Consider the following 21,427-nt stretch of genomic DNA (forward strand, 5'->3'; position numbering starts at 1 on the left):
GCGGGGCATTTTTATATCCAGAATGTTTTCATTAAGGTCCAAAATAAATCACCGACCAAATATATCATGGTTGCCGTGGTGTTAATGATGTTAAATATGTTGTGTGATTAATGTCTCTTAATTGCTTTTTATAACGTGTGAAAGTGGCGCCGTTACGATGACGAAATAGCATGAAGCAGGCGAGAGAATGGTGATATCTCGTTACGGGCTCCTGCATGCTTATTTCTGCCATATCGCTGTCAATTAATTAACAGGACGTTAATCATGCACAAGAAAATATTCAGCAGCCTTTATTTTCAGGTGTTGCTCGCGATCACCCTGGGGGTGTGTCTGGGGCATATCTATCCCGATCTCGGCGCGGATATGAAGCCACTGGGCGATGGCTTCGTGAAATTAATCAAGATGATCATTGCCCCCGTCATCTTCTGTACCGTGGTGACCGGCATCGCCGGCATGGAGAGCATGAAGGCGGTGGGGAAAACCGGTGCCATCGCGCTGCTCTACTTTGAAGTGGTGAGCACCATCGCCCTGGTCATCGGCCTGTGTGTGGTCAACCTGCTGCAGCCCGGGGTCGGCATGAACGTGGATCCCGCCACTCTGGATGCCAGCTCCATCTCGGCCTATGCCGAGCAAGCCAAGTCGCAGGGCATCATCGCCTTCCTGCTGGACGTGATCCCGGGCAGCGTGATCGGCGCCTTTGCCAGTGGCAATATATTGCAGGTGCTGTTATTTGCGGTGTTGTTCGGCTTTTCCCTGCACCATATCGGCGAGAAGGGTAAATTAATCTTCAATGTCATCGACAGCTTCTCCCAGGTTATTTTCGGCATCATCAACATGATCATGAAATTGGCACCGGTTGGGGCCTTTGGTGCCATGGCGTTTACCATAGGGAAATACGGTATCGGCTCACTGGTTCAGCTCGGCCAGTTAATTGCCTGCTTCTATGTGACCTGCCTGCTGTTTATCTTCATGGTGCTGGGCAGTATTGCCAGGGCCAATGGTTTCAGCATCCTGCGCTTTATTGCCTATATCAAGGAAGAGCTGCTGATCGTGCTGGGGACCTCCTCTTCCGAATCCGTATTGCCCCGCATGCTGGTCAAGATGGAGGCGCTCGGCTGCAAGAAGTCGGTGGTGGGTCTGGTGATCCCGACCGGCTACTCCTTCAACCTGGACGGTACCTCCATCTATCTGACCATGGCGGCCATCTTCATCGCCCAGGCGACCAACACGCCGCTGGACCTGTTCCAGCAGATCACCCTGCTGGTGGTGCTGCTCATCTCCTCTAAGGGGGCGGCCGGGGTCACCGGCAGTGGCTTCATCGTGCTGGCGGCCACCATCTCGGCGGTGGGGCACCTGCCGCTCGCCGGGTTGGCGCTGATCCTGGGAATAGATCGCTTCATGTCGGAGGCGCGCGCCCTGACCAACCTCATCGGCAACGGCGTCGCCACCCTGGTGGTGGCCCGTTACTGCGATCAACTCGATGAGCAGCAGATGCACGAGGTGCTCGCCAATGGGCCTGCCGTGAAGGTCGAGCAGCATTGAGGGGGCAGGGGGAGCGGGGCGGCCATCGCCAAGCCGTCAAGACTTGCCTTTGACCCCTCTGCCATCGAGCCTGGGTCTGCTAGGAATAGTCATGCATAAAAAAACGGCCCGAGAGGGCCGTTTTTCGTGGAAGCTGTTATCGCCGGGCGAATTACAGGCTCTTGGTGAAGGTGCGGGTGATCACGTCACGCTGCTGTTCCGGGGTCAGGGCGTTGAAACGCACGGCGTAGCCGGAGACACGGATGGTGAGCTGCGGATACTTCTCCGGATTGGCGATGGCCTCTTCCAGGGTCTCACGGCTCAGCACGTTGACGTTCAGGTGTTGGCCACCCTCGACCATCGGCTCGGTCTGTACCGGCAGCTCGCGATATTCGAACTGGCCCAGGTCGGACAGTGCGACTTCCTGATCGGCGGCGAAGCTGTCGCCCTTGGCGCAGATGCAACGAGCCTGTTGCTTCTCTTCGTCCAACAGCCAGAAAGAGTTCAGCAGTGCGGCGTTGGCGGACTGGGTGATTTGGATGCCCTTGATCATGGTATGACTCCTCATAGGAAAGCGGATTCAACGGTAAGAACATTACCCTGATGTTTTTAAACCACCTTGATGACAGGATGATTTAATGGGCCTTGCCTTACACCTTTACTTCGTTGGGGTCATATATACCACGATGGTAATAATACGAAAATTGATCCAAATCAAAAAATACGCAGATAACGCCGGATGCATAGAGTTAAATCATTGAGCTTAATCAAAATTGAATCATTTTTATGATTTATTAAGATGCATTGATTATGCATTTTTTATTTATCAAATCTAGTAATTTAACTACATCTTATGGTGTCACCGACCGCTAAAACCGGGGTAGGTTAGTCGCAGTTGAGCCTCTTCACCTGTTAGTGCAATCAGGGGGCAACAGCAACAGCAACAGCAACAGCAACATAAGCAGAAGGGGGAGTTCCGGCGGTGGTGTGCACGAAGCGCGGATAGCGCTCCATAGCGACGGGGAGGGCTGCGTCACTGGCAGCCGCCGCCCACGGCTCGGCTTGAGGGGGCGTCTGTGGTGCGCGCGAGGCCTAGAAAGCATAGAGAGGAGCCGTTCGCGCCAAGGCGCCTCAACCCAGAGCAGGGAGGGTGTCCGACCGTCCCCGACCCATCGGCAGGCCGAGTCGCGGTTGCGTCTTGTGGCCTTGGCCCCTATCCTGAGCCCCTTGCCGTTTCATTGAGGAGACCGGGGTGCTGACCTGGAAAGATGTGATTGGTTCTGAGAAAGAGCAGGACTATTTCAAGACGACGCTGGCGACCGTCAGGAGCGAGCGGGAGACGGGTAAGGTGATCTATCCCCCCGCCACCGAAGTGTTCAATGCCTTCAAGCTGACCGAGCTGGACGAGGTCAAGGTGGTGATCCTGGGACAAGATCCCTATCACGGGCCGGATCAGGCCCATGGCCTCTGCTTCTCCGTGCTGCCCGGCGTGCGCACGCCCCCCTCGCTGGTCAACATCTACAAGGAGATGCAGCGGGATCTGCCGGGCTTTGTCACCCCCAGCCACGGTTTCCTGGAGTCCTGGGCCAGCCAGGGGGTGCTGCTGCTCAACACCGTGCTGACGGTGCAGGCAGGCATGGCCCACTCCCACGCCCACCTGGGCTGGGAGACCTTCACCGATAGGGTCATCGAGCAGGTCAACGCCAGCCGCCAGGGCGTGGTCTTCCTGCTGTGGGGGGCCCACGCCCAGAAGAAGGGCCGCATCATAGATCGCACGCGCCACCATGTGCTGAGCGCGCCCCATCCCAGCCCGCTCTCCGCCCATCGCGGCTTCATCGGCTGCGGTCACTTCTCCGAAACCAACCGCCTGCTGACCCAGCAGGGCATGAGCCCCATCAACTGGCTCTCGGTCTGCGAATAACCGAAGCCTTCCCTGCGAAACTGTCCCTGTTTGTACGCCTACCCCGGTGTGTAAACAGGGATGCTCTGGGCGTAAAGTGGCGATGGATGTGGTCAAAGCACTAGGGTATACGAGAAGGGATTGTCTGCGTCAGATTTGATTGAGTGCAAAGTTGGCGCAATAAATGACCGTATACTCGAAGCAGGATTTTTTCATTTCAGTGCCAAGGAGTGCCCATGTTATCCAGTCTGCATAAGGATCACCTCAACATCGCCAAGCTGCTGCAACTGCTGAAATACAAGCTTGCCGCGATACGCAGCGAACAGCAGATCAGCTACTTCCTGATCCGGGACGTGGTGGATTATTTGCGGGAGGTGTCCGACACCTATCACCATCCCAAGGAGGATCTGATCTATGACTACTACCTGAAATACCGGGTAGTGGAAGGGGAGGTGGCGAACCGGCTGCAGGAGGAGCACGCCCGCCTGCTGGAGGCCGGTACCGAGCTCAAGGAGATGGTGGAGATGATCCTGATGGATGCCGTCATCCCGCTGGATCAGTTCACGACCCGGCTGGAGCAGTTCATCGACCAGCAGGAGGCGCACATGCACTACGAGGAGGGGGTGATCTTCCCCCATCTGCGCGATTCCCTGACCGAAGATGACTGGCGTCAGCTCGAGCAGGTCTGGCAGAACCGGGCCATCAATGATCCCCTGTTCGGGGCCGAGGTGAGCCAGCACTTCCAGGCGCTGTCCAAACAGCTGTCCTTGCCGCTCTCGCCCTGATCGCCAGGGGTCAAAAACAACGCCCCGGCTTGGCCGGGGCGTTGTTTTTACAGTTCCAGCTCGTCCGAGCCTTGGTCGGCGATGCCGGTGGGATACAACATCTTCTGCATTTCAACGCCTCGTGCTTAGCCCGGGACGCTGTTTTTTACAGCTCCAGCTCTTCCGAGCCTTCGTAGGCGATATCGATGGATTGCAGCTCCTTCTGCAGGCGGTGCTTGTCTTTCAACGCCTCGATCTCACGCCATTTACGTTTCTTTCCCGTTGTCCCGCGGCTACGCGAACCCAGTTCAACTACCTCGTCAAAATCGAAGCTGAACATTTCCATGGCGCCCTCCTTGGTTTTATCGTTTTCACCACTCGTATAACATAACGCCATTAAAAATAAAACGTTTTCGTGACGCTCTCGTGACAATCGGAGGGCGCGCATAAAAAAACCGGGCCCCCTCGCGGGAGCCCGGTTTTTATCGGGGTGAGCCCCCTATCAGAGGCGACCGGCCAGCATGGTTTCCAGCTTGCCCTGGTCGACGGCGAACATGCGGATGCCTTCGGCCAGCTTCTCGACGGCCATGGCGTCCTGGTTCAGCTCCCAGCGGAATTCGGCTTCGCTCAGCGGAGCCGGTTTAGCCTTGCGCTCGCCGGTGTAGTTCAGCTTGCGCACCACGGCGCCTTCGCTCTTGCTCAGCTCTTCCAGCAGGGCAGGGCCTATGGTCAGGCGGTCACAGCCGGCCAGTTCCAGGATCTCGCCGGTGTTGCGGAAGCTGGCACCCATGACCACGGTCTGGTAGTCGTGCTGCTTGTAGTAGTCGTAGATGGCGGTGACGGAGACCACGCCCGGATCTTCGCTCGCGCTGTAGTCACGGTTGTGCTTGGCCTTGTACCAGTCGAGGATGCGGCCCACGAAGGGGGAGATCAGGAAGGCGCCGGCCTCGGCACAGGCACGGGCCTGGGCGAAGGAGAACAGCAGGGTCAGGTTGCACTGGATACCCTCTTTCTCCAGCACCTCGGCGGCACGGATCCCTTCCCAGGTGGAGGCCAGCTTGATCAGGATGCGATCGTTGGTGATGCCGGCTTCGTTGTAGAGGCGGATCAGCTTGCGCGCCTTGGCGATGCTGGCGTCGGTATCGAAGGAGAGACGGGCATCCACCTCGGTGGAGATGCGGCCCGGGACGATTTTCAGCACTTCCAGACCGATGTTGACCGCCAGCTTGTCGCCCGCGTCGATGATTTGCTGTGCCTTGTCCTGGCTCTGGGCCTTGGCCCAGTGGATGGCGTCTTCGATCAGTGCCGCGTATTCGGGGATCTCGGATGCCTTCAACACCAGGGAGGGGTTGGTGGTGGCATCGATGGGCTGGTAGCGCTTGATGGCTTCGATATCGCCGGTATCGGCAACAACAGTGGTCAGGGCTTTCAGCTGGGTTAATTTATCGGCCATAGCAAATATCATCTCTATATGAGGGAGCAATCCCAGGGGTTGCGGGCGTGAGACGACTGTTCTGAAATAAAATTACAAAACCCCGGCGACTCAGGCTCAGAAAAGCACGATGGGGGCGACCCATCGCCATTGCCTGCCTAATTAATACGGATGTGGCGCATCCTGCAATAGGGGGCCTTGTATGCGAATCGTCCAGGCGCCGGCAATGGTGGGGAAGGGTAGGCAAAAGTGTTTGATAAAAAACAACTTTTATTGATTCCCCTGGACGTGGCCCGGGGCCGAATAAAAGCAACTTTTTTAGTTGATTATCCATTCTGTGAATAGGGTCACATAAATAGTGTTATCAGCTACTTGAAATTTAATTACGTGTAAAACGTTTGGCGCCGCCACGGCCTCAGGCGCGGGATCCCGGGGCAAACGCTTGCCTCTCTCTCGTCTGGGTTTAATCCTCATTTGCTGCCATGGCATCCCGTGGGTGATTGGTTCTCTTTTGAGGCTAATTTGTCGCGCGATTGATATGGCGCTAAAAATTGTTGAATATTTGCGTGATAAATGAAGCATTTTTGCATCTAAGCGCTCGTTTTTTGCTTTGTCAGTGAGCTGAATCACTATTCTGAACTCCCTCCCTATGCTAGATTCCGCCCCTTTAGCGCAGCGCTAATTCGGAAACTGACAGAGAGCGGCCAGCGCAGACTGGCCATGGATGTGATAACAACGAGAGAATTATGGACACCTTGATCGCAATGATTAACGACCTGATGTGGGGAGCTGTGCTCATCTACCTGCTGATTGGGGTCGGTATCTTTTTCACCTTCCGCCTGGGGTTTATCCAGGTCCGTCACTTCGGCCACATGTTCTCGGTATTGCGCAATAGCCGCAAATCCGACAAGGCTGGCATCTCCTCCTTCCAGGCACTCTGTACCAGCCTTGCCGCCCGCGTGGGTACCGGCAACCTGGCCGGTGTGGCCGTCGCCATCTATCTGGGTGGCCCGGGCGCCATCTTCTGGATGTGGCTGATCGCCTTCATCGGTATGGCCACCGCCTTCGTGGAAAGCACCCTGGCCCAGCTCTACAAGGTCAAGGACGAGGACGGCAACTACCGTGGCGGCCCGGCCTATTACATGGAGCGCGGCCTCGGCATGCGCTGGATGGGGGTGGTGTTCTCCCTCTGTCTGCTGCTGGCATTCGGCCTGGTGTTCAACGCGGTGCAGGCCAACTCCATCAGCCTGGCCATGAACGTGGCCTTCGGTATCCCTGACTGGGCCACCGGTCTGGCGCTGGTGATGCTCTCCGGCCTCATCATCTTCGGCGGCATCCGTGGCATCGCCCGTTTCGCCGAGCTGGTGGTACCCTTCATGGCACTGGCCTACATCCTGATGGCGCTGTTCGTGGTGGCGATGAACATCAGCGAATTGCCAGGGGTGTTTGTGCTGATCATCAAGTCTGCCTTCGGCATCGAGCAGGCGGGTTCCGGCGCCATGGGTTATGCCATCTCCCAGGCGATGATCAACGGCATCAAGCGCGGCCTGTTCTCCAACGAGGCGGGCATGGGCTCTGCCCCCAACGCCGCCGCGACCGCGACCCCCTATCCGCCGCACCCGGCCTCACAAGGCTATGTGCAGATGCTGGGGGTGTTCCTGGACACCATCGTCATCTGTACCTGTACCGCCGCCATCATACTGATGTCCGGTCAGTTTGAGCCGGGCTCAGGGGTGACCGGGGTCGAGCTGACCCAGCGTGCGCTCTCCTCCCAGATCGGTGGCGGTGGCAACATCTTCATCGCGGCGGCGATCTTCTTCTTCGCCTTCACCTCCATAGTCGCGAATTACTCCTACGCCGAGACCAACCTGGTGTTCCTCGAGCACAACCACAAGGGCGGCCTGATGCTGTTCCGGATGTTCGTGCTGGGCATGGTGATGTTCGGCTCGGTGGGCGAGCTGCCGACCGTGTGGGCCCTGGCGGATGTCTCCATGGGGATGATGGCCATCGTCAACCTGGTGGCCATACTGCTGCTCTCCGGCGTCGCCATCAAGCTGGCCAAGGATTACAACGATCAGCTCAAGCTGGGTCGCGTCCCCACCTTCGATGCCAACAAGTACCCGGAGATCCGCAGCCAACTGGAAGCTGGGATCTGGGACAACCCGCCCAAGAGCAAGCAGGCCTGAGTCCTGGGTTGATCCGGTTGGGTAATGAAAGAGGGGAGCCATGGGCTCCCCTCTTCATATGGCTTCATGGGCCCTGCCCGGAGCGTGGGAAGCGGTGAGCCTGGGCCTGCCTGGTGTCGGCCGAGGAGGCGGGCGGCCTCCATTCGGTATCGGCACCGCCACTTCACGCGACTTCACATCCAGCACACCTTGGCCGGCTATGCTGGCCTCACCGCTCGTCGCGCGTGCGGCGGGCCCGACAGATGAGAGGATAAAATGACCATGCAACAACACTTGCGGATGACATTGCTGACGGCGAGCACGCTGCTGTGGGCTGGCCAGACGCTGGCCGCCACGGCATCAAACCCGACCCAGGCCGACCCCCTGCGTCAGATGGTCGATGCCACCATCCAACCCCTGCTGAAGGAGTACCGGATCCCGGGCATGGCGGTGGCCCTGCTCAAGGATGGCAAGGCCCACTACTTCAACTACGGTCTGGCCAATAGGGCGACGGGAGACAGGGTCAGCGAGCAGACCCTGTTCGAGATTGGCTCGGTCAGCAAGACCCTGACGGCCACGCTTGGGGCTTATGCCGTGGTAAAGGGGGGCTTCCAGCTGAATGACAAGGTGAGCCAGCACGCCCCCTGGCTCAAGGGCTCTGCCTTCGACGGCATCACCATGGCCGAGCTGGCCACCTACAGCGCGGGTGGCCTGCCGCTGCAATTCCCCGACGAGGTGGATTCGGCCGACAAGATGCAGGCTTACTACCGCCAGTGGACGCCAGCCTACCCGGCGGGCACCCATCGTCAGTACTCCAACCCCAGCATAGGGCTGTTCGGCCATCTCGCGGCGAGCAGCCTGGGGCAGCCCTTCGAGCAGCTGATGACGGGGACCTTGCTGCCCGGGCTCGGCCTGCACCACAGCTATCTCAGGGTGCCCGACACCGCCATGGCGGACTATGCCTATGGCTACGCCAAGGAAGACAAGCCCATCAGGGTCAATCCCGGGGTGCTGGCGGACGAGGCCTATGGCATCAAGACCAGCTCGGCGGATCTGCTGAAGTTTGTCGGCGCCAACCTGGCATTTGATGGTGATGAGGCGCTGCAAAAGGCGATAGCCATGACCCACACCGGCTTCTATGCGGTGGGTGAGATGACTCAGGGGCTGGGGTGGGAGAGCTATGCCTATCCCGTCACCGGGCAGGCGCTGTTGACGGGCAACTCACCGGCGATCAGCCTCGAGACCAATCCGGTCACGGGGTTTGCGACGCCAAGGGTGATGGGCGAACAGCGGCTCTATAACAAGACCGGCTCGACCAATGGCTTCGGTGCCTATGTGGCCTTCGTGCCCGCCAGGGGGATAGGCATCGTCATGCTGGCCAATCGGAACTACCCCAATGCGGCGCGGGTCGAGGCGGCCTATACCATCTTGCAGCAGCTGGATCTGTAATAAAAAAAGCGCCGGGGATGGGCCCCGGCGCTTTTGATTCCTATCCGACAGAGAGGGGGGCAGCCCCCCTCAGTACTGCTCTTCCATCCAGGCTTCGACGATCAGCTGGGCGGAGACGCCATCCACGCTGCCCTTGTCGAGGGCCTTGTAGCCGCCGCGTTCGAACAGCCGGGCACGGGCGTCTGTGGTGGTGAGCCGCTCATCCTTGAACTCCACCGGTTTGCCGAAGCGGCCATGCAGGCGGTTGCCGAACTTGCGGGCCCGCACCGTGATCTCCTGATCGGTGCCGTCCATGTTCAACGGCAGGCCGACGACCAGCAGGTCCGGTTGCCACTCCTTGATCACTTTCTCGATCTCGTCCCAGTTGGGAATACCGTCGTTGGCCTTGAGGGAACGAAGGGGTTGGGCCGTGCCCGTGAGCTCCTGGCCGATGGCGACGCCGATACTCTTGGTGCCGTAGTCAAAGCCCATGATGCTGCGTGATGACATGGAGTTCCTCAATACTGGGTAAATGAAAAGGGGCCTCTGGGGCCCGCTTGGCAAGAAATTAGCTATGCCCCACCTGACTGGACAGATGCAGGGGATTGACTCCAATGCTGGCGGCGGCCTGTTGCCAGCGTTGGTGAATGGGGGTGTCGAACACCAGCTTGGGGTTGGGGGGGATCACCAGCCAGGAGCCGTCCACCAGCTCCTGCTCGAGCTGTCCCGCACTCCAGCCGGCGTAGCCGAGGGCGACCAGCCAGTGATCCGGGGCCTGCTCGGTGCCGAGGGTCTCGAGGATGTCCTTGGAGGTGGTGACCATCATCTCGTCGCTCACCTGCAGGGTGGAGCTGAAGCCCGGCCGGAAGCTGTGCAGCACGAAGCCGCGATCCGCATGGACCGGGCCGCCTTGCAGCACGGGCTGCTTCATCTCCGGGCTGGCGGGCGGGGTCAGCTTGAGCTTGGTCAGCATGGTATCCAGCGCCATGTCGACCGGAATGTTGACCACCAGCCCCATGGCCCCCTCGCTGCTGTGCTCGCACAGATAGACCAGGGAGCGTTCGAAGTAGGCGTCAGAGAGGCTCGGCATGGCGAGCAGAAAATGGTTTTGCAGTGTTTGCATAGTGGCCAAATAGTGCAAAGGTGTTTGGGATGATTATGGCAGTTGGGGGCGTCCGGCAAAACCGCTTTTTCGCGCCAGGGGCCTGAAGTTGGGCGCCGGCGCGCAAAAGATTGAACAGGGGCCGCGAGGGCCCCTGAGTGGCATCACTCGGCCAGACGGCGTTCGATGGCGTCCATCAGCATGCCGGTGATGGAGACGTCGAAGGCGGCCTCGATCTCGCGGATGCAGGTCGGGCTGGTGACGTTAATCTCGGTCAGCCGATCGCCGATGATGTCGAGCCCGACGAAGATGAGGCCCTTGGCCTTGAGGGTGGGGCCGACCGCACGGGCGATGGCCCAGTCCGCCTCGCTCAAGGGGCGCGCCTCACCGCGGCCACCGGCCGCCAGGTTGCCACGGGTCTCGCCCTGGGCCGGGATGCGGGCCAGGCAGTAAGGCACCGGCTCGCCGTCCACCACCAGCACCCGCTTGTCACCCTGCTTGATGGCGGGCAGATAGGTCTGCGCCATGCAGTACTGACTCCCATGTTCTGTAAGAGTCTCAATGATCACCCCGACGTTGGCGTCGTCTTCCTTCATGCGGAAGATGGAGGCGCCACCCATGCCGTCAAGGGGCTTGAGGATCACGTCCTTGTGCTCGGCGTGGAAGGCCCGCAGCTTGTCGGCCCGACGGGTGACGAGGGTGGTCGGGGTGTGCTCGGCAAACCAGGCGGTGTAGAGCTTCTCGTTGGCGTCGCGCAGGCTCTGGGGCTTGTTGACGATGAGGGTGCCCTCATCCTCGGCCCGCTCCAGCATGTAGGTGGCATAGATGAATTCGGTGTCGAAGGGAGGATCCTTGCGCATCAGGATCACGTCCAGGCTGGAGAGGGGTTGATCGACCACCTCACCCAGCTCGTACCACTTGGCCGGGTTCTGCTCCACCGTGAGGGGACGCATGGTGCCAAAGGCGCGGCCCGCCTCCATGTAGAGATCCGCCATCTCCAGATAGAACAGCTCGTAGCCACGGCGCTGGGCTTCCAGCAGCATGGCGAAACTGGAGTCTTTCTTGATATTGATGGCCGAGATGGGGTCCATCACTATGCCGAGTTTAATGGTCATCCGAATATCCTTCTGGTAGCTCGATTGCGTTTGAGATTGTCAGAACCCGTTTCAGGCCAGATCGCCAAACCGGCACTGCAGCGCGGTAATGGCGGTCAGGGCGGCGGTTTCGGTGCGCAGCACCCGCGGTCCCAGCAGCATCTCTTTGAAATCTTCCTGCACAGTACGGGCGATCTCGTCGCTGGACAAGCCGCCTTCCGGGCCTATCAGCAGGCGCACGCCATGCTCGGGCACCGGCAGGGTGCTGATGCTGTAGGAGGCGCGCGGGTGCAGGTTGAGCTTGAGCTCCCGGGTCTCTTCCGCCAGCCAGGCATCCAGCTCCATCGGCATACGCACCTCTGGCACCACATTGCGGCCACACTGTTCGCAGGCGCTGATCACCACCTTCTGCCACTGTTCACGCTTCTTCTCCAGCCGATCGGCCGGCAGCTTGACGCCACAGCGTTCGGAAAACAGCGGGGTGATGCAGGTGACGCCGAGCTCCACGGATTTTTGGATGGTGAAGTCCATCTTGTCGCCCCGGCTGATCACCTGGCCCAGATGGATGGCGAAGGGGGATTCCACCGATTGCGCCTCGCAGCCATCGATGCTGACCTCCACCGACTTCTTGCCGACCTGGGCTATGGTGGCGGCATACTGATTGCCGTCGCCGTTGAACAGCTCGAGCGGCTGGCCCGGCTGCATGCGCAGCACCCGGCCTATATGGTTGGCACCGTCTTCCGACAGGGCGAGGATCTGGCCTACCTGCAGGGCGGCCGGTTCATAGATACGTGGAATGCGCATGGCTGATCACAGTCTCTTGGCTTGCTCAAGGAGAGGGAGGTTTTCCCTCTCTCCGGTAGATTGGGTTACTGGCACTGCTTTTCAATGAAGGGGTTGGTATTGCCCTGCAGCTTGCCGATGCGACGGTTGCGTTCGCACTCCCAACGATCCGCCGGGTACTGCCTGTCCCAGGCTTCGAACAGCTTACGCTGTTGCGCGGCGAGGCGCAGCCCATACTGCTGTCCCATGTAGAGGTAGGCGCGGGCGATCTGGCCACGCACCGGCCCCTTGGGGGGCTGCACCTGGCGGGTCTTGAAATCCACCAGCATCTGGCATTTGCCGTACTGATCCGGCTTGCCGTTCCAGTCGGAGAAGCGGTAGTTGGCGCGATCGCCGTTCACCTCGCCGATGGCGGGGAAGAGGTTGTGCATGTCCCCCTCCATCTGGTTGAACTCATCGCTCTTGCCGCAATTCTTGCGTCCCCCCTCTTGCCAGCACTGCAACTGGTGGCCGAACTCCCAGGCGGGCACCACGTGCTCCCACTCGATGCGGGCGGCGCGAGAGGCCTGCTTGCGCGGCAGGTAGCCGCAGCTCTCCCAGTCGGGCGCCATCTTCTTGCCGCTGAATTTGATATTGCAGCCGCAGTAGAAGGTGGTGGGGTGGCTCTGATAGAGGGTGTTCAGATCCTGCTTGGCGGCGCGAAAGGTCTGGGCCTGCAGTGGCGAGCTGAAAAACGGCAGACTGATGAGCAGGCCGAGGCTGAGAGAGAGCAGAGGGCGAAACATGAAGATCCTTGGCAATGAAACAGTTGGTTGAAGAAGTGCGCACCCTAACACAGGGGCGCGACACAGGCTGGCTCAGTCCGTCACCGGCTCCCTCAGGGGAACCAATGGCTGGCGACAGCGGCGGCAGTGATAGCTCGCCTCGCCGCGCAGCACCTTGTTGTGGCGGCGGACGGAGAGCCGATGCTGCTGGCAGTCGCAGGCGTAGGCATGGGTGCGCTGGCCCAGCACGGCGAGATCGAAGCTGTGGGTGGTTCTGGGTTCGAGGTTGAACACCTCACGCATCACCGACTGCCACTGCCTGCCGTGGGGCAGCACTCGCGACTTGCCGCGGCCCTCGCCCCAGAGCGCATGAACCAGCAGATGGGACACCTCGTGGGGCACCACCTCGGTCAGGAAGGCGGCTGTATTGGCCTGATAGAGCGCGGGGTTGAAGCGCAGCTCCCAGGTCTGCAGCCGTGCCGAGCCCGCCGCCCGGCCGCGCATGTTCAGATGGATGCGTGGGCGTGGGAAGCTGCGACCCAGGCGGGCCTCCGCCTGCACGAAGCAGGCTTCGACTCGCGCGCTGAGCTGGGCGTCCGGGTGGAGGAGGGAAGACATGGGCAGTCCTGTTGATGGCCGAACAAATGGCAGACAAGCAAGAGGGGAGCCAGGCTCCCCTCTTGTCACAAGGTGCATATCACCGCGCTGTTGAGAACAGAGATCTTACAGACCGGCGACGTCGCGCAGCAGGGCAGCCTTGTCGGTCTTCTCCCAGGGGAACTCGTCGCGACCGAAGTGGCCGTAGGCGGCGGTCGCCTGGTAGATGGGACGCTTGAGATCCAGCATCTCGATGAGGCCGTAGGGGCGCAGCTCGAAGTGCTCGCGCACCAGCTTGACCAGCAGCTCCTCGGCGACCTTGCCGGTGCCGAAGGTCTCGACGCTGATGGAGGTCGGCTCGGCCACGCCGATGGCGTAGGAGATCTGAATTTCACAGCGATCCGCCAGACCGGCGGCAACGATGTTCTTGGCCACGTAGCGGGCGGCGTAGGCGGCGGAGCGATCCACCTTGGACGGATCCTTGCCGGAGAAGGCGCCACCACCGTGACGGGCCATGCCGCCGTAGGTGTCGACGATGATCTTGCGACCGGTCAGACCGCAGTCACCCATGGGGCCGCCGATGACGAAACGGCCGGTCGGGTTGATGAAGTACTTGGTGTCCTTGGTGATCCACTCGGTCGGCAGCACCGGCTTGATGATCTCCTCACGCACCGCTTCCACCAGATCCTTGTGACTGATGGAGTCGCAATGCTGGGTGGAGAGCACCACGGCATCCACACCCAGGATCTTGCCTTCGTTGTCGTAGGCGAAGGTCAGCTGGCTCTTGGCATCCGGACGCAGCCACGGCAGGGTGCCGTTCTTGCGCACTTCGGCCTGGCGTTTTACCAGCAGGTGGGAGTAGGTGATGGGTGCCGGCATCAGCACCTCGGTCTCGTTGGTGGCGTAGCCGAACATCAGGCCCTGGTCACCGGCGCCCTGCTCGTACGGGTCGGTACGGTCGACGCCCTGGTTGATGTCGGGGGACTGCTTGCCGATGGCGTTCAGCACGGCGCAGGAGTCGGCATCGAAGCCCATGTCGGAGTGGGTGTAACCGATCTCGCGCACGGTGTCGCGCACGATCTGCTCGATGTCGACCCAGGCAGAGGTGGTCACTTCGCCGGCTACCATCACCATGCCGGTCTTGACCAGGGTCTCGCAGGCGACGCGAGCCTTGGTGTCTTGCACCAGGATGGCGTCCAGCACCGCATCGGAGATCTGGTCGGCGATTTTATCGGGATGGCCTTCGGAGACCGACTCGGAAGTAAACAGCTTTGCCATGATTGGTTCTCAATTCGTATGGGGTTATCGCCTTGGCCATAACCGGAAAATGACAGGATGACTGTAGAGGTATCTACATCTGGACGTCTATTTTAATTAGGCCAATGGGTGATTGCCAGCACTATTTTGGTTTGGACCCGCCCGGGCCAAGGCCGGCGGCTGAATCACCCCGTTTGGGGTAGAAGGGGGGCCTGAGTCAATCGTTTGCCGGGGCAAGAAAAGCGATTGTGCTCCCAAAGCCGCTTTATTCGCCCAGATAATATTTGCACCGCGCCCGCCCTGCTGGGACAATAACGCGCCTTAATCTTGGCCATCAAATGAAGCAATCGCAGGAGATACAGATGCCTTCTCGTAAAGAGCTTGCCAATGCCATTCGCGCATTGAGTATGGATGCCGTTCAAAAAGCCAACTCCGGTCACCCGGGCGCCCCCATGGGAATGGCAGATATCGCCGAAGTGCTGTGGCGTGGCCACCTCAAGCACAACCCGAACAACCCCAAGTGGGCCGACCGCGACCGTTTCGTGCTGTCCAACGGCCACGGCTCCATGCTGCTCTACTCCCTGCTGCACCTCTCCGGTTACGACCTCTCCATCGATGACCTGAAAAACTTCCGCCAGCTGCACTCTCGCACCCCGGGTCACCCGGAGTACGGTTATGCCCCCGGCATCGAGACCACCACTGGCCCGCTGGGTCAGGGCATCACCAATGCCGTGGGCATGGCGATCGCCGAGAAGGCCATGGCCGAGCAGTTCAACCAGCCGGGTCACGACATCGTTGACCATTACACCTACGCCTTCATGGGCGACGGCTGCCTGATGGAAGGCATCTCCCACGAGGCGTGCTCCCTGGCCGGTACCCTGCAACTGGGTAAATTGATTGCGTTCTGGGATGACAACGGCATCTCCATCGACGGTCACGTGGAAGGCTGGTTCACCGACGACACCCCCAAGCGTTTCGAAGCCTACGGCTGGCACGTCATCCCGGCCGTCGACGGTCACAGCCCGGAAGCCATCAACGCCGCCATCGAAGCCGCCAAGGCCGAGACCGGCAAGCCGACCCTGATCTGCTGCCGTACCATCATCGGCTACGGTTCACCGAACAAGTCCGGCTCCCACGATTGCCACGGCTCACCGCTGGGCAACGACGAGATCGCCGCCGCCCGTGCCTTCCTGAAATGGGATCACGCGCCGTTCGTCATTCCGTCCGAGATCGCTGCCGAGTGGAATGCCCAGGAGAAGGGCACCAAGCTCGAATCCGACTGGGTTGCCAAGTTTGCCGCCTATGAAGCCGCGCACCCGACCCTGGCAAGCGAATTCAAGCGTCGCACCGTCGGCGAGCTGCCGGCCAACTGGGCCGCCGAATCTGCCAAGATCATCGAGACCCTGCAGGCTAACCCGGCCAAGATCGCGACCCGTAAAGCCTCCCAGAATTCCCTGGAAGCCTTCGGCAAGCTGCTGCCCGAGTTCATGGGTGGCTCTGCGGATCTGGCGCCGTCCAACCTGACCATGTGGTCCGGCTCCAAATCGCTTACCCCTGAGAGCGCGGCGGGCAACTACATCCACTACGGTGTGCGTGAGTTCGCCATGTCCGCCATCATGAACGGCATCGCCCTGCACGGGGGTTTCATCCCCTACGGCGCCACCTTCCTGATGTTCATGGAGTACGCCCGCAACGCCCTGCGCATGGCCGCCCTGATGAAGCAGCGCGCCATCTTCGTTTACACCCACGACTCCATCGGTCTGGGTGAAGATGGCCCGACTCACCAGCCGGTGGAGCAGATCGCCTCCCTGCGTCTGACCCCGAACATGAGCACCTGGCGCCCCTGTGACCAGGTGGAATCCGCCATCGCCTGGAAGCACGCCATCGAGCGTATGGACGGCCCGACTGCGCTGATCTTCTCTCGTCAGAACCTGCCCCAGATGGACCGCAGCGCCCAGCAGCTGGCCGATGTGGCCAAGGGTGGTTATGTGCTGAAGGATTGTGCCGGTACCCCGGAGCTTCTCCTGATCGCCACCGGTTCCGAAGTGGAGCTGGCCGTGGCCGCCTATGAGCAGCTGACCGCCAAGGGCCGTGCCGTGCGCGTGGTCTCCCTGCCGGCCACCGACGTGTTCGATGCCCAGTCTGCCGAGTACAAGGAGTCCGTCCTGCCGATGTCCGTCACCAAGCGTGTCGCCATCGAAGCGGGTATCGCCGACTACTGGTACAAGTACGTGGGCTTCGGCGGCAAGATCATCGGCATGACCACCTTCGGTGAGTCCGCGCCGGCCGAGCTGCTTTTCAAGGAATTCGGCTTTACCGTGGAAAACGTGGTTGCGACCGCAGAGTCCCTGTAATGCCTGTCGGCACCTTGGGCTGAGTAGCACCGGGCCCAAGTGCTGAGTCGATAAACGCCCCCCATCGCAAGATGGGGGGCGTTGTTTATATCTATATCCATTTTATCTTTTTATGTCGTGCTTTCGCTGGGCTTCTAAGCTGAGTGCATCATCATTAAGTAAATATATTATATTTTTTACTATTAATTAGTGGTTCGAATTGGATTTATTTAGGATGACGTGTGTTTTAATTGTGTGATGGTGGTCACCTTTGGCTCTCTTTTTGTTGGGTACTCTACTTGTTGGGTTTATCAATGAGGGGTAGGTATGATTAATAAATTGATGTCTGCAATAAAAAGCCGTTCAGAAATAGAGTTTACATATAGCGGTTATGCTCGTGTAGCTCAACCTGTAGCTATTGGCGAGTCCAGTAAAGGAAACACCGTATTGCGTTGCTACCAAACTAAGGGGATGCATGTAACACCTGGACATGAGTGGGATTTATGTCTGGTTGATGACATATCTAACTTGGTAATTACAAATAATACTTTCCATATTGATCCTCCTGGCTACAAGAAAGGAGATAAGCATATGAAGAAAATATACGCTGAGTTATAACATTATCTGTATGCATGGGTAAGTAATGTAAAAAGACACCGGCCTAAGCCGGTGTCTTTTTATTGCTAGAGAAATGCCTTAAACCAGAGGTGGGGTGCTTTCCGCATTGGAGAGTACCGCATCCATCTGCATCAGGGCACCGGCGGGCAGTTCGCTCACCCCAAATACGGTGCGGGCGGGCAGATAGCTCGGGAAATAGCGGGTATAGATGGCATCCACCTCCGCCAGATCCGCGATATTGGCGACCTGGATATTGACCTTGACGATATCGTCCATCATATGGCTGATGCTCTCCACAATCGCCTTGATATGACCGAGGCACTGGGCAGTCTGTTCCTTGTGATGGCCGAATGGCAGATTTGGGAAACGATCCTCTGCTCGCCCTTTCTGGACTTTGTGGCCAGTGACACCTTTGCCACGGCTGACTATACCCGGTTCTTTCATGCACTATGAGGTCCTGTGTTCCGATCTCGTCATTGACGTGGCTGCCGAGCAGTTGCCCAGGATGTGCGGTCTGGAACGTTATTCTCTTATTTAATTGCAGCGGTGGTCACACATTAATGCAGGGAACAATAACCAGTTATTTGCCAGAAAAGCGCTATGGCTTTATCAAGGGCAAGGATGGCAAAGATTATTTCTTTCATGACAGCAGCTTCAAGAATGACGCACAAATAGCCCTGCTGGCGGAAGAGGCCATGGTCACATTCGAACAGCAGGCGACGCCCAAGGGATATAAGGCGACCCACTGCTCATTGCTTCATCCTACTGAGGCCCCGGGTTATATCACCCCGGATGAATTTATGACCTCGGGCTCGGAGAGCGTGAGGGGTTGGGACATTGTCGAGCTGGGTGACTGGATCGTACATGGTGCCTCCAGAGAGTCACCGAATGAGGCCAGGCGACAGGCTATTGAACATGCTCGGGGATTGGGTGCCAATGCGTTGCTCAAGCTGGAGTATTACAAGACGACAGGTGCCGAGGCTGGCACTGGCCGGGGCACACATCGCTTCACCATTCACCACTTTCGGGGCAGGGTTGCAACCTTGGCAAAACGTCATGCCAACGGGGACCATGAGTGGGATGAGTTGACTGGTTTGAATCAGCGCGCCAGGGCCGCAGAGCAAACGCAGCAACTCCTTGCCCAGAAAAAGCGAAAGGTCACTTGGAAGGTGGTATTGCTCTGTTCTCTGATTGCCTTATTTATTCATCCCTTGTTCATTATTATGTTGGTGGGAACAGGCTTTTTGTATAACCGAAAAAAACACAGTGATACGTGGCTTGAGCCAATATTAAAATAGTCTGAATATTCAGTTTGTTTCGATGGTAATCATTACTATTAAATATGTTTTTAATGTCGTAAGTGGGAGGTGGCGTGCGGTTAAAATAAATGATTCCTTCTATGATGGTGGTGTTGCCAGGGAGACCGGCGGTTTGATGTCATGAGGACAATAAGTGCATACCGTTTGATGTTCTTCTGGAGGTAACGATCGGCGATCGCAGGGTGATCATCACTATCTGAAAGCGGAGGAACTATGTTGGGTTTTGTATTGGGTGATATGTATTGTCGATCCGGTTCACTCCGGCCTCCTCCCCGGCTGGGGAAGCATTTCCCGCTCCCTCCCGATTACCAGCTGCGTGGCCGGGTCTCGGCCGCCATCATGACGATGGAGACCCTGCTCGATACCCCCTATCCGCAGAAGAAGTTCAGAGACCTGGTCTATGGCGCGCTCATCGACCGGCAGCGCCGTCTGTTTGCCGAGCATGTCGTCATCGCCCAACTGGAGAGCGACCAGGATCTTGAGCTGTCGGTGGATCTCTCGTTTATAAGCACGGCGGTGCCGATCGGCCTGCTCGCCATCTCGGAGGAGATGGCGCTGTTGACGGCGCCTCGCCCCAGCAAGACACACCCTCACCATGATGTGCTCTGCCAGGTGCTCGACTGCACCGCGATGCTGATGTTCTATGCCAGGGTCATTCGCCAGCGCAATGCGGTGCTGGAAAACATCGGCCACCAGTTTGGCTATCGGCCAGAGGCCGAGTTGAGGGCCAGAGTCGGAGCCGGAGGTCATGATGACTATGTGGCCTTCATGGTCAATGTCATGACCTGCATCGCCCACTCCCACTCGTTCAAGGAGGCGCTGGAAAACGGGGTGAGGATGGGGCTGCGGGAGCCCGCCTTCTTCTGCATCGTCGGGGCCCTCGCCAGCACCCTCTGGGGGATCCCCAAGCCTTGGGCTTATCAGGCGTCCCGGTTCATCCATCGACAGGATCCTCACTACATCCAGATCCTGTTGCGCGGCGAGACCCGCACCGGCCGTGGCCAGATCAACCTGGTGCCGCCCAAGCCCCCGCTCTGTGCCCCGGTGCGGCGCCAGGCCATCCGGCTGTTCAGGAGTGCGTTCTAGGCGGCAGAGCCCGGCCACTCCTGATGATCCTGCATTGCAAGGCGCCTCCCCCGGGAGGCGCTTTTTGATGGGCGGCGTTGATTGGTTGGCAAGGGGGAACCGACGAGCGAGCCTCGAGTCCGGGCTCCCCAGGATAATAAGTTGCGCCGCCTCGCTTTTTCTCTTCAATCGGCTTTGCTATTTGGCGCCATCCGGTACCATACCCAGTCTGCGACTCGTCTGGATAGTAGCGGCCTGCCTGGCGGTCATTCGGCGATGGTGCCTCCCTGTGCCGGCCGGTGTCGATGCAGGGCATGCTAATTATAAAAATATCAGCTGATAAATAAGATTATTAATACAACGGAGGGTGCCAATGCCTTGTTCTATCTCCATTCAACCATCGACTGGAAAATTGCAGGTGAATGCCGACAGCTATGAGCTGGATAAAATTGCTGATGTGCAAGTAAGAGTGCTCAGCTGGAAAAATCACTTGCTGAATATGGTTCTGCTTGGGGTGCTCACATCGAGCATCTTGTTTGTCTTTATACCGACGGAAGAGCAGGGGAAGGGCGTTACCCTGCTGCTCCCCGCGATGGGGTTTGTGGTGGGCGCCATCATGGCACTGGCTGCGAGTGCCAAATATGAGTTCAGACTGGAGTTCAAGCATGGGGATGAAACCGGGGTGCAATGGATTACCGCCGCCAAGAGTCGATCGTCCAGCGATTATGCGATGTTTAAAGAGCAGGAAATTGAGCTTAAACGCACTATAAGCTGACGAAGGGGGCCCGCGAGACAGCGGGCTGTATAGTATCCCGCTCACGGATTTCTAATGGATTGGAAAGATGAATGCTTGCGAAGCGATAGTTCAGAGGCAGCTGGATGCCTATAACAGGAAGGATATGGCAGCCTGGCTGGCGACCTATTCAGAGGGGGCGGCCCAGTATTCCATCGAGGGGGAACTCATAGCACGGGATAAAGCCCATATGCGGGTCAATATCGCCTCGCGCTTCATGGAGCCGGATCTTCATGCCGAGCTGCTGTCTCGCCACAGCGACGATAATGTCGTCATCGACCACGAGCGAGTCAGGCGCAACTTCCCGGAGGGGGCCGGCGCCATAGAGATGCTGTGCATTTACCTCATCGAGCATGATCTGATCGCCAGAGCCACCTTCAAGCTGCTCAACCAGCGGCTGACCAGGTCGTCATAGGGTAAGCGCACCGGGCGAGCTGGCCCATGTGGCCAGGCCCGCCAGCAAGCAGTGAACCAGTGCGCCCAGGGGCGGCA

The 21,427-nt window shown here is 58.8% G+C and carries 22 protein-coding genes and 1 pseudogene; 12 read left to right on the forward strand and 11 right to left on the reverse strand.

Annotated elements, in window-relative coordinates:
- The first annotated feature begins 264 nt into the window (after positions 1–264).
- On the forward strand, positions 265–1,542 hold the full coding sequence (locus AACW18_RS04070) for a dicarboxylate/amino acid:cation symporter (RefSeq protein ID WP_218387904.1): 1,278 nt from the start codon (positions 265–267) through the stop codon (positions 1,540–1,542).
- Between the two features lie 151 nt (positions 1,543–1,693).
- Here the strand turns inward: AACW18_RS04070 and grcA are convergent, their stop codons facing one another.
- Positions 1,694–2,074 carry an autonomous glycyl radical cofactor GrcA gene (grcA, locus tag AACW18_RS04075; protein ID WP_042652660.1) on the reverse strand — a complete coding sequence of 127 codons (381 nt, stop codon included), beginning with the start codon at positions 2,072–2,074 and terminating at the stop codon, positions 1,694–1,696.
- 699 nt (positions 2,075–2,773) lie between these two features.
- Between grcA and ung the strand changes: the two genes are divergently transcribed.
- Positions 2,774–3,442, forward strand: coding sequence for a uracil-DNA glycosylase (gene ung / locus AACW18_RS04080; RefSeq protein ID WP_218387905.1), 669 nt, complete (start codon positions 2,774–2,776; stop codon positions 3,440–3,442).
- A 215-nt stretch (positions 3,443–3,657) separates the two neighbouring features.
- Entirely contained in the window at positions 3,658–4,206 is a 549-nt protein-coding gene (locus AACW18_RS04085; RefSeq protein ID WP_042652658.1) for a hemerythrin domain-containing protein, read from the forward strand.
- A 145-nt stretch (positions 4,207–4,351) separates the two neighbouring features.
- On the opposite strand, the gene AACW18_RS04090 is transcribed toward AACW18_RS04085, so the two are convergent.
- On the reverse strand, positions 4,352–4,531 hold the full coding sequence (locus tag AACW18_RS04090; RefSeq protein ID WP_042652657.1) for a DUF3545 family protein: 180 nt from the start codon (positions 4,529–4,531) through the stop codon (positions 4,352–4,354).
- 156 nt (positions 4,532–4,687) lie between these two features.
- Positions 4,688–5,638 carry a transaldolase gene (tal, locus tag AACW18_RS04095; protein ID WP_218290638.1) on the reverse strand — a complete coding sequence of 317 codons (951 nt, stop codon included), beginning with the start codon at positions 5,636–5,638 and terminating at the stop codon, positions 4,688–4,690.
- 725 nt (positions 5,639–6,363) lie between these two features.
- On the opposite strand from tal, the gene AACW18_RS04100 reads away from it, so the two are divergent.
- Positions 6,364–7,803 carry an alanine/glycine:cation symporter family protein gene (locus AACW18_RS04100; RefSeq protein ID WP_042652655.1) on the forward strand — a complete coding sequence of 480 codons (1,440 nt, stop codon included), beginning with the start codon at positions 6,364–6,366 and terminating at the stop codon, positions 7,801–7,803.
- A 261-nt stretch (positions 7,804–8,064) separates the two neighbouring features.
- Positions 8,065–9,231, forward strand: a complete 1,167-nt coding sequence (gene ampC, locus AACW18_RS04105; RefSeq protein ID WP_218387906.1) for an FOX/MOX family class C beta-lactamase — start codon at positions 8,065–8,067, stop codon at positions 9,229–9,231.
- A gap of 69 nt (positions 9,232–9,300) precedes the next feature.
- Here the strand turns inward: ampC and ruvX are convergent, their stop codons facing one another.
- From ruvX to metK, 7 genes are all read right to left on the reverse strand, one after another.
- Positions 9,301–9,720 carry a Holliday junction resolvase RuvX gene (ruvX, locus tag AACW18_RS04110; protein WP_218290640.1) on the reverse strand — a complete coding sequence of 140 codons (420 nt, stop codon included), beginning with the start codon at positions 9,718–9,720 and terminating at the stop codon, positions 9,301–9,303.
- Positions 9,721–9,778: 58 nt separating this feature from the next.
- Entirely contained in the window at positions 9,779–10,333 is a 555-nt protein-coding gene (locus AACW18_RS04115; RefSeq protein WP_042652651.1) for a YqgE/AlgH family protein, read from the reverse strand.
- 143 nt (positions 10,334–10,476) lie between these two features.
- Positions 10,477–11,427, reverse strand: a complete 951-nt coding sequence (gshB, locus tag AACW18_RS04120) for a glutathione synthase (protein WP_218387907.1) — start codon at positions 11,425–11,427, stop codon at positions 10,477–10,479.
- Between the two features lie 51 nt (positions 11,428–11,478).
- On the reverse strand, positions 11,479–12,210 hold the full coding sequence (gene rsmE, locus AACW18_RS04125; protein WP_218387908.1) for a 16S rRNA (uracil(1498)-N(3))-methyltransferase: 732 nt from the start codon (positions 12,208–12,210) through the stop codon (positions 11,479–11,481).
- A gap of 65 nt (positions 12,211–12,275) precedes the next feature.
- Positions 12,276–12,974, reverse strand: coding sequence for an endonuclease (locus tag AACW18_RS04130; RefSeq protein ID WP_218290642.1), 699 nt, complete (start codon positions 12,972–12,974; stop codon positions 12,276–12,278).
- A 72-nt stretch (positions 12,975–13,046) separates the two neighbouring features.
- Positions 13,047–13,571, reverse strand: a complete 525-nt coding sequence (locus tag AACW18_RS04135; RefSeq protein WP_042652647.1) for a SprT family zinc-dependent metalloprotease — start codon at positions 13,569–13,571, stop codon at positions 13,047–13,049.
- A gap of 105 nt (positions 13,572–13,676) precedes the next feature.
- The gene (gene metK, locus AACW18_RS04140; protein ID WP_042652646.1) at positions 13,677–14,828 is read right to left on the reverse strand and encodes a methionine adenosyltransferase; all 1,152 of its coding nucleotides are present in this window, start codon (positions 14,826–14,828) and stop codon (positions 13,677–13,679) included.
- Between the two features lie 341 nt (positions 14,829–15,169).
- On the opposite strand from metK, the gene tkt reads away from it, so the two are divergent.
- Both tkt and AACW18_RS04150 read left to right on the forward strand, forming a co-directional pair.
- Positions 15,170–17,161 carry a transketolase gene (gene tkt, locus AACW18_RS04145; protein WP_218387909.1) on the forward strand — a complete coding sequence of 664 codons (1,992 nt, stop codon included), beginning with the start codon at positions 15,170–15,172 and terminating at the stop codon, positions 17,159–17,161.
- A gap of 306 nt (positions 17,162–17,467) precedes the next feature.
- Positions 17,468–17,758, forward strand: coding sequence for a hypothetical protein (locus AACW18_RS04150; protein ID WP_084228301.1), 291 nt, complete (start codon positions 17,468–17,470; stop codon positions 17,756–17,758).
- Positions 17,759–17,836: 78 nt separating this feature from the next.
- Here the strand turns inward: AACW18_RS04150 and AACW18_RS04155 are convergent.
- Positions 17,837–18,097, reverse strand: a pseudogene (locus AACW18_RS04155) (RidA family protein); the annotation flags it as partial.
- On the opposite strand from AACW18_RS04155, the gene AACW18_RS04160 reads away from it, so the two are divergent.
- The 5 genes from AACW18_RS04160 (at position 18,038) to AACW18_RS04180 (ending at position 21,350) form a co-directional block, all read left to right on the forward strand.
- Positions 18,038–18,211 carry a hypothetical protein gene (locus AACW18_RS04160; RefSeq protein ID WP_170175985.1) on the forward strand — a complete coding sequence of 58 codons (174 nt, stop codon included), beginning with the start codon at positions 18,038–18,040 and terminating at the stop codon, positions 18,209–18,211. The pseudogene AACW18_RS04155 and the gene AACW18_RS04160 overlap by 60 nt on opposite strands.
- A gap of 107 nt (positions 18,212–18,318) precedes the next feature.
- Positions 18,319–19,056, forward strand: a complete 738-nt coding sequence (locus tag AACW18_RS04165; RefSeq protein ID WP_170175993.1) for a cold-shock protein — start codon at positions 18,319–18,321, stop codon at positions 19,054–19,056.
- A 360-nt stretch (positions 19,057–19,416) separates the two neighbouring features.
- Positions 19,417–20,163: a hypothetical protein gene (locus tag AACW18_RS04170; RefSeq protein ID WP_232018908.1), complete on the forward strand. Its 747-nt coding sequence runs from the start codon at positions 19,417–19,419 to the stop codon at positions 20,161–20,163.
- Positions 20,164–20,560: 397 nt separating this feature from the next.
- The gene (locus AACW18_RS04175) at positions 20,561–20,917 is read left to right on the forward strand and encodes a hypothetical protein (protein WP_339381458.1); all 357 of its coding nucleotides are present in this window, start codon (positions 20,561–20,563) and stop codon (positions 20,915–20,917) included.
- Positions 20,918–20,984: 67 nt separating this feature from the next.
- Positions 20,985–21,350: a nuclear transport factor 2 family protein gene (locus tag AACW18_RS04180; RefSeq protein ID WP_339381459.1), complete on the forward strand. Its 366-nt coding sequence runs from the start codon at positions 20,985–20,987 to the stop codon at positions 21,348–21,350.
- Positions 21,351–21,427: the final 77 nt, after the last annotated feature.

The sequence above is a fragment of the Aeromonas sp. sia0103 genome, assembly GCF_963895295.1.
Classification (GTDB): Bacteria; Pseudomonadota; Gammaproteobacteria; order Enterobacterales; family Aeromonadaceae; genus Aeromonas; species Aeromonas encheleia.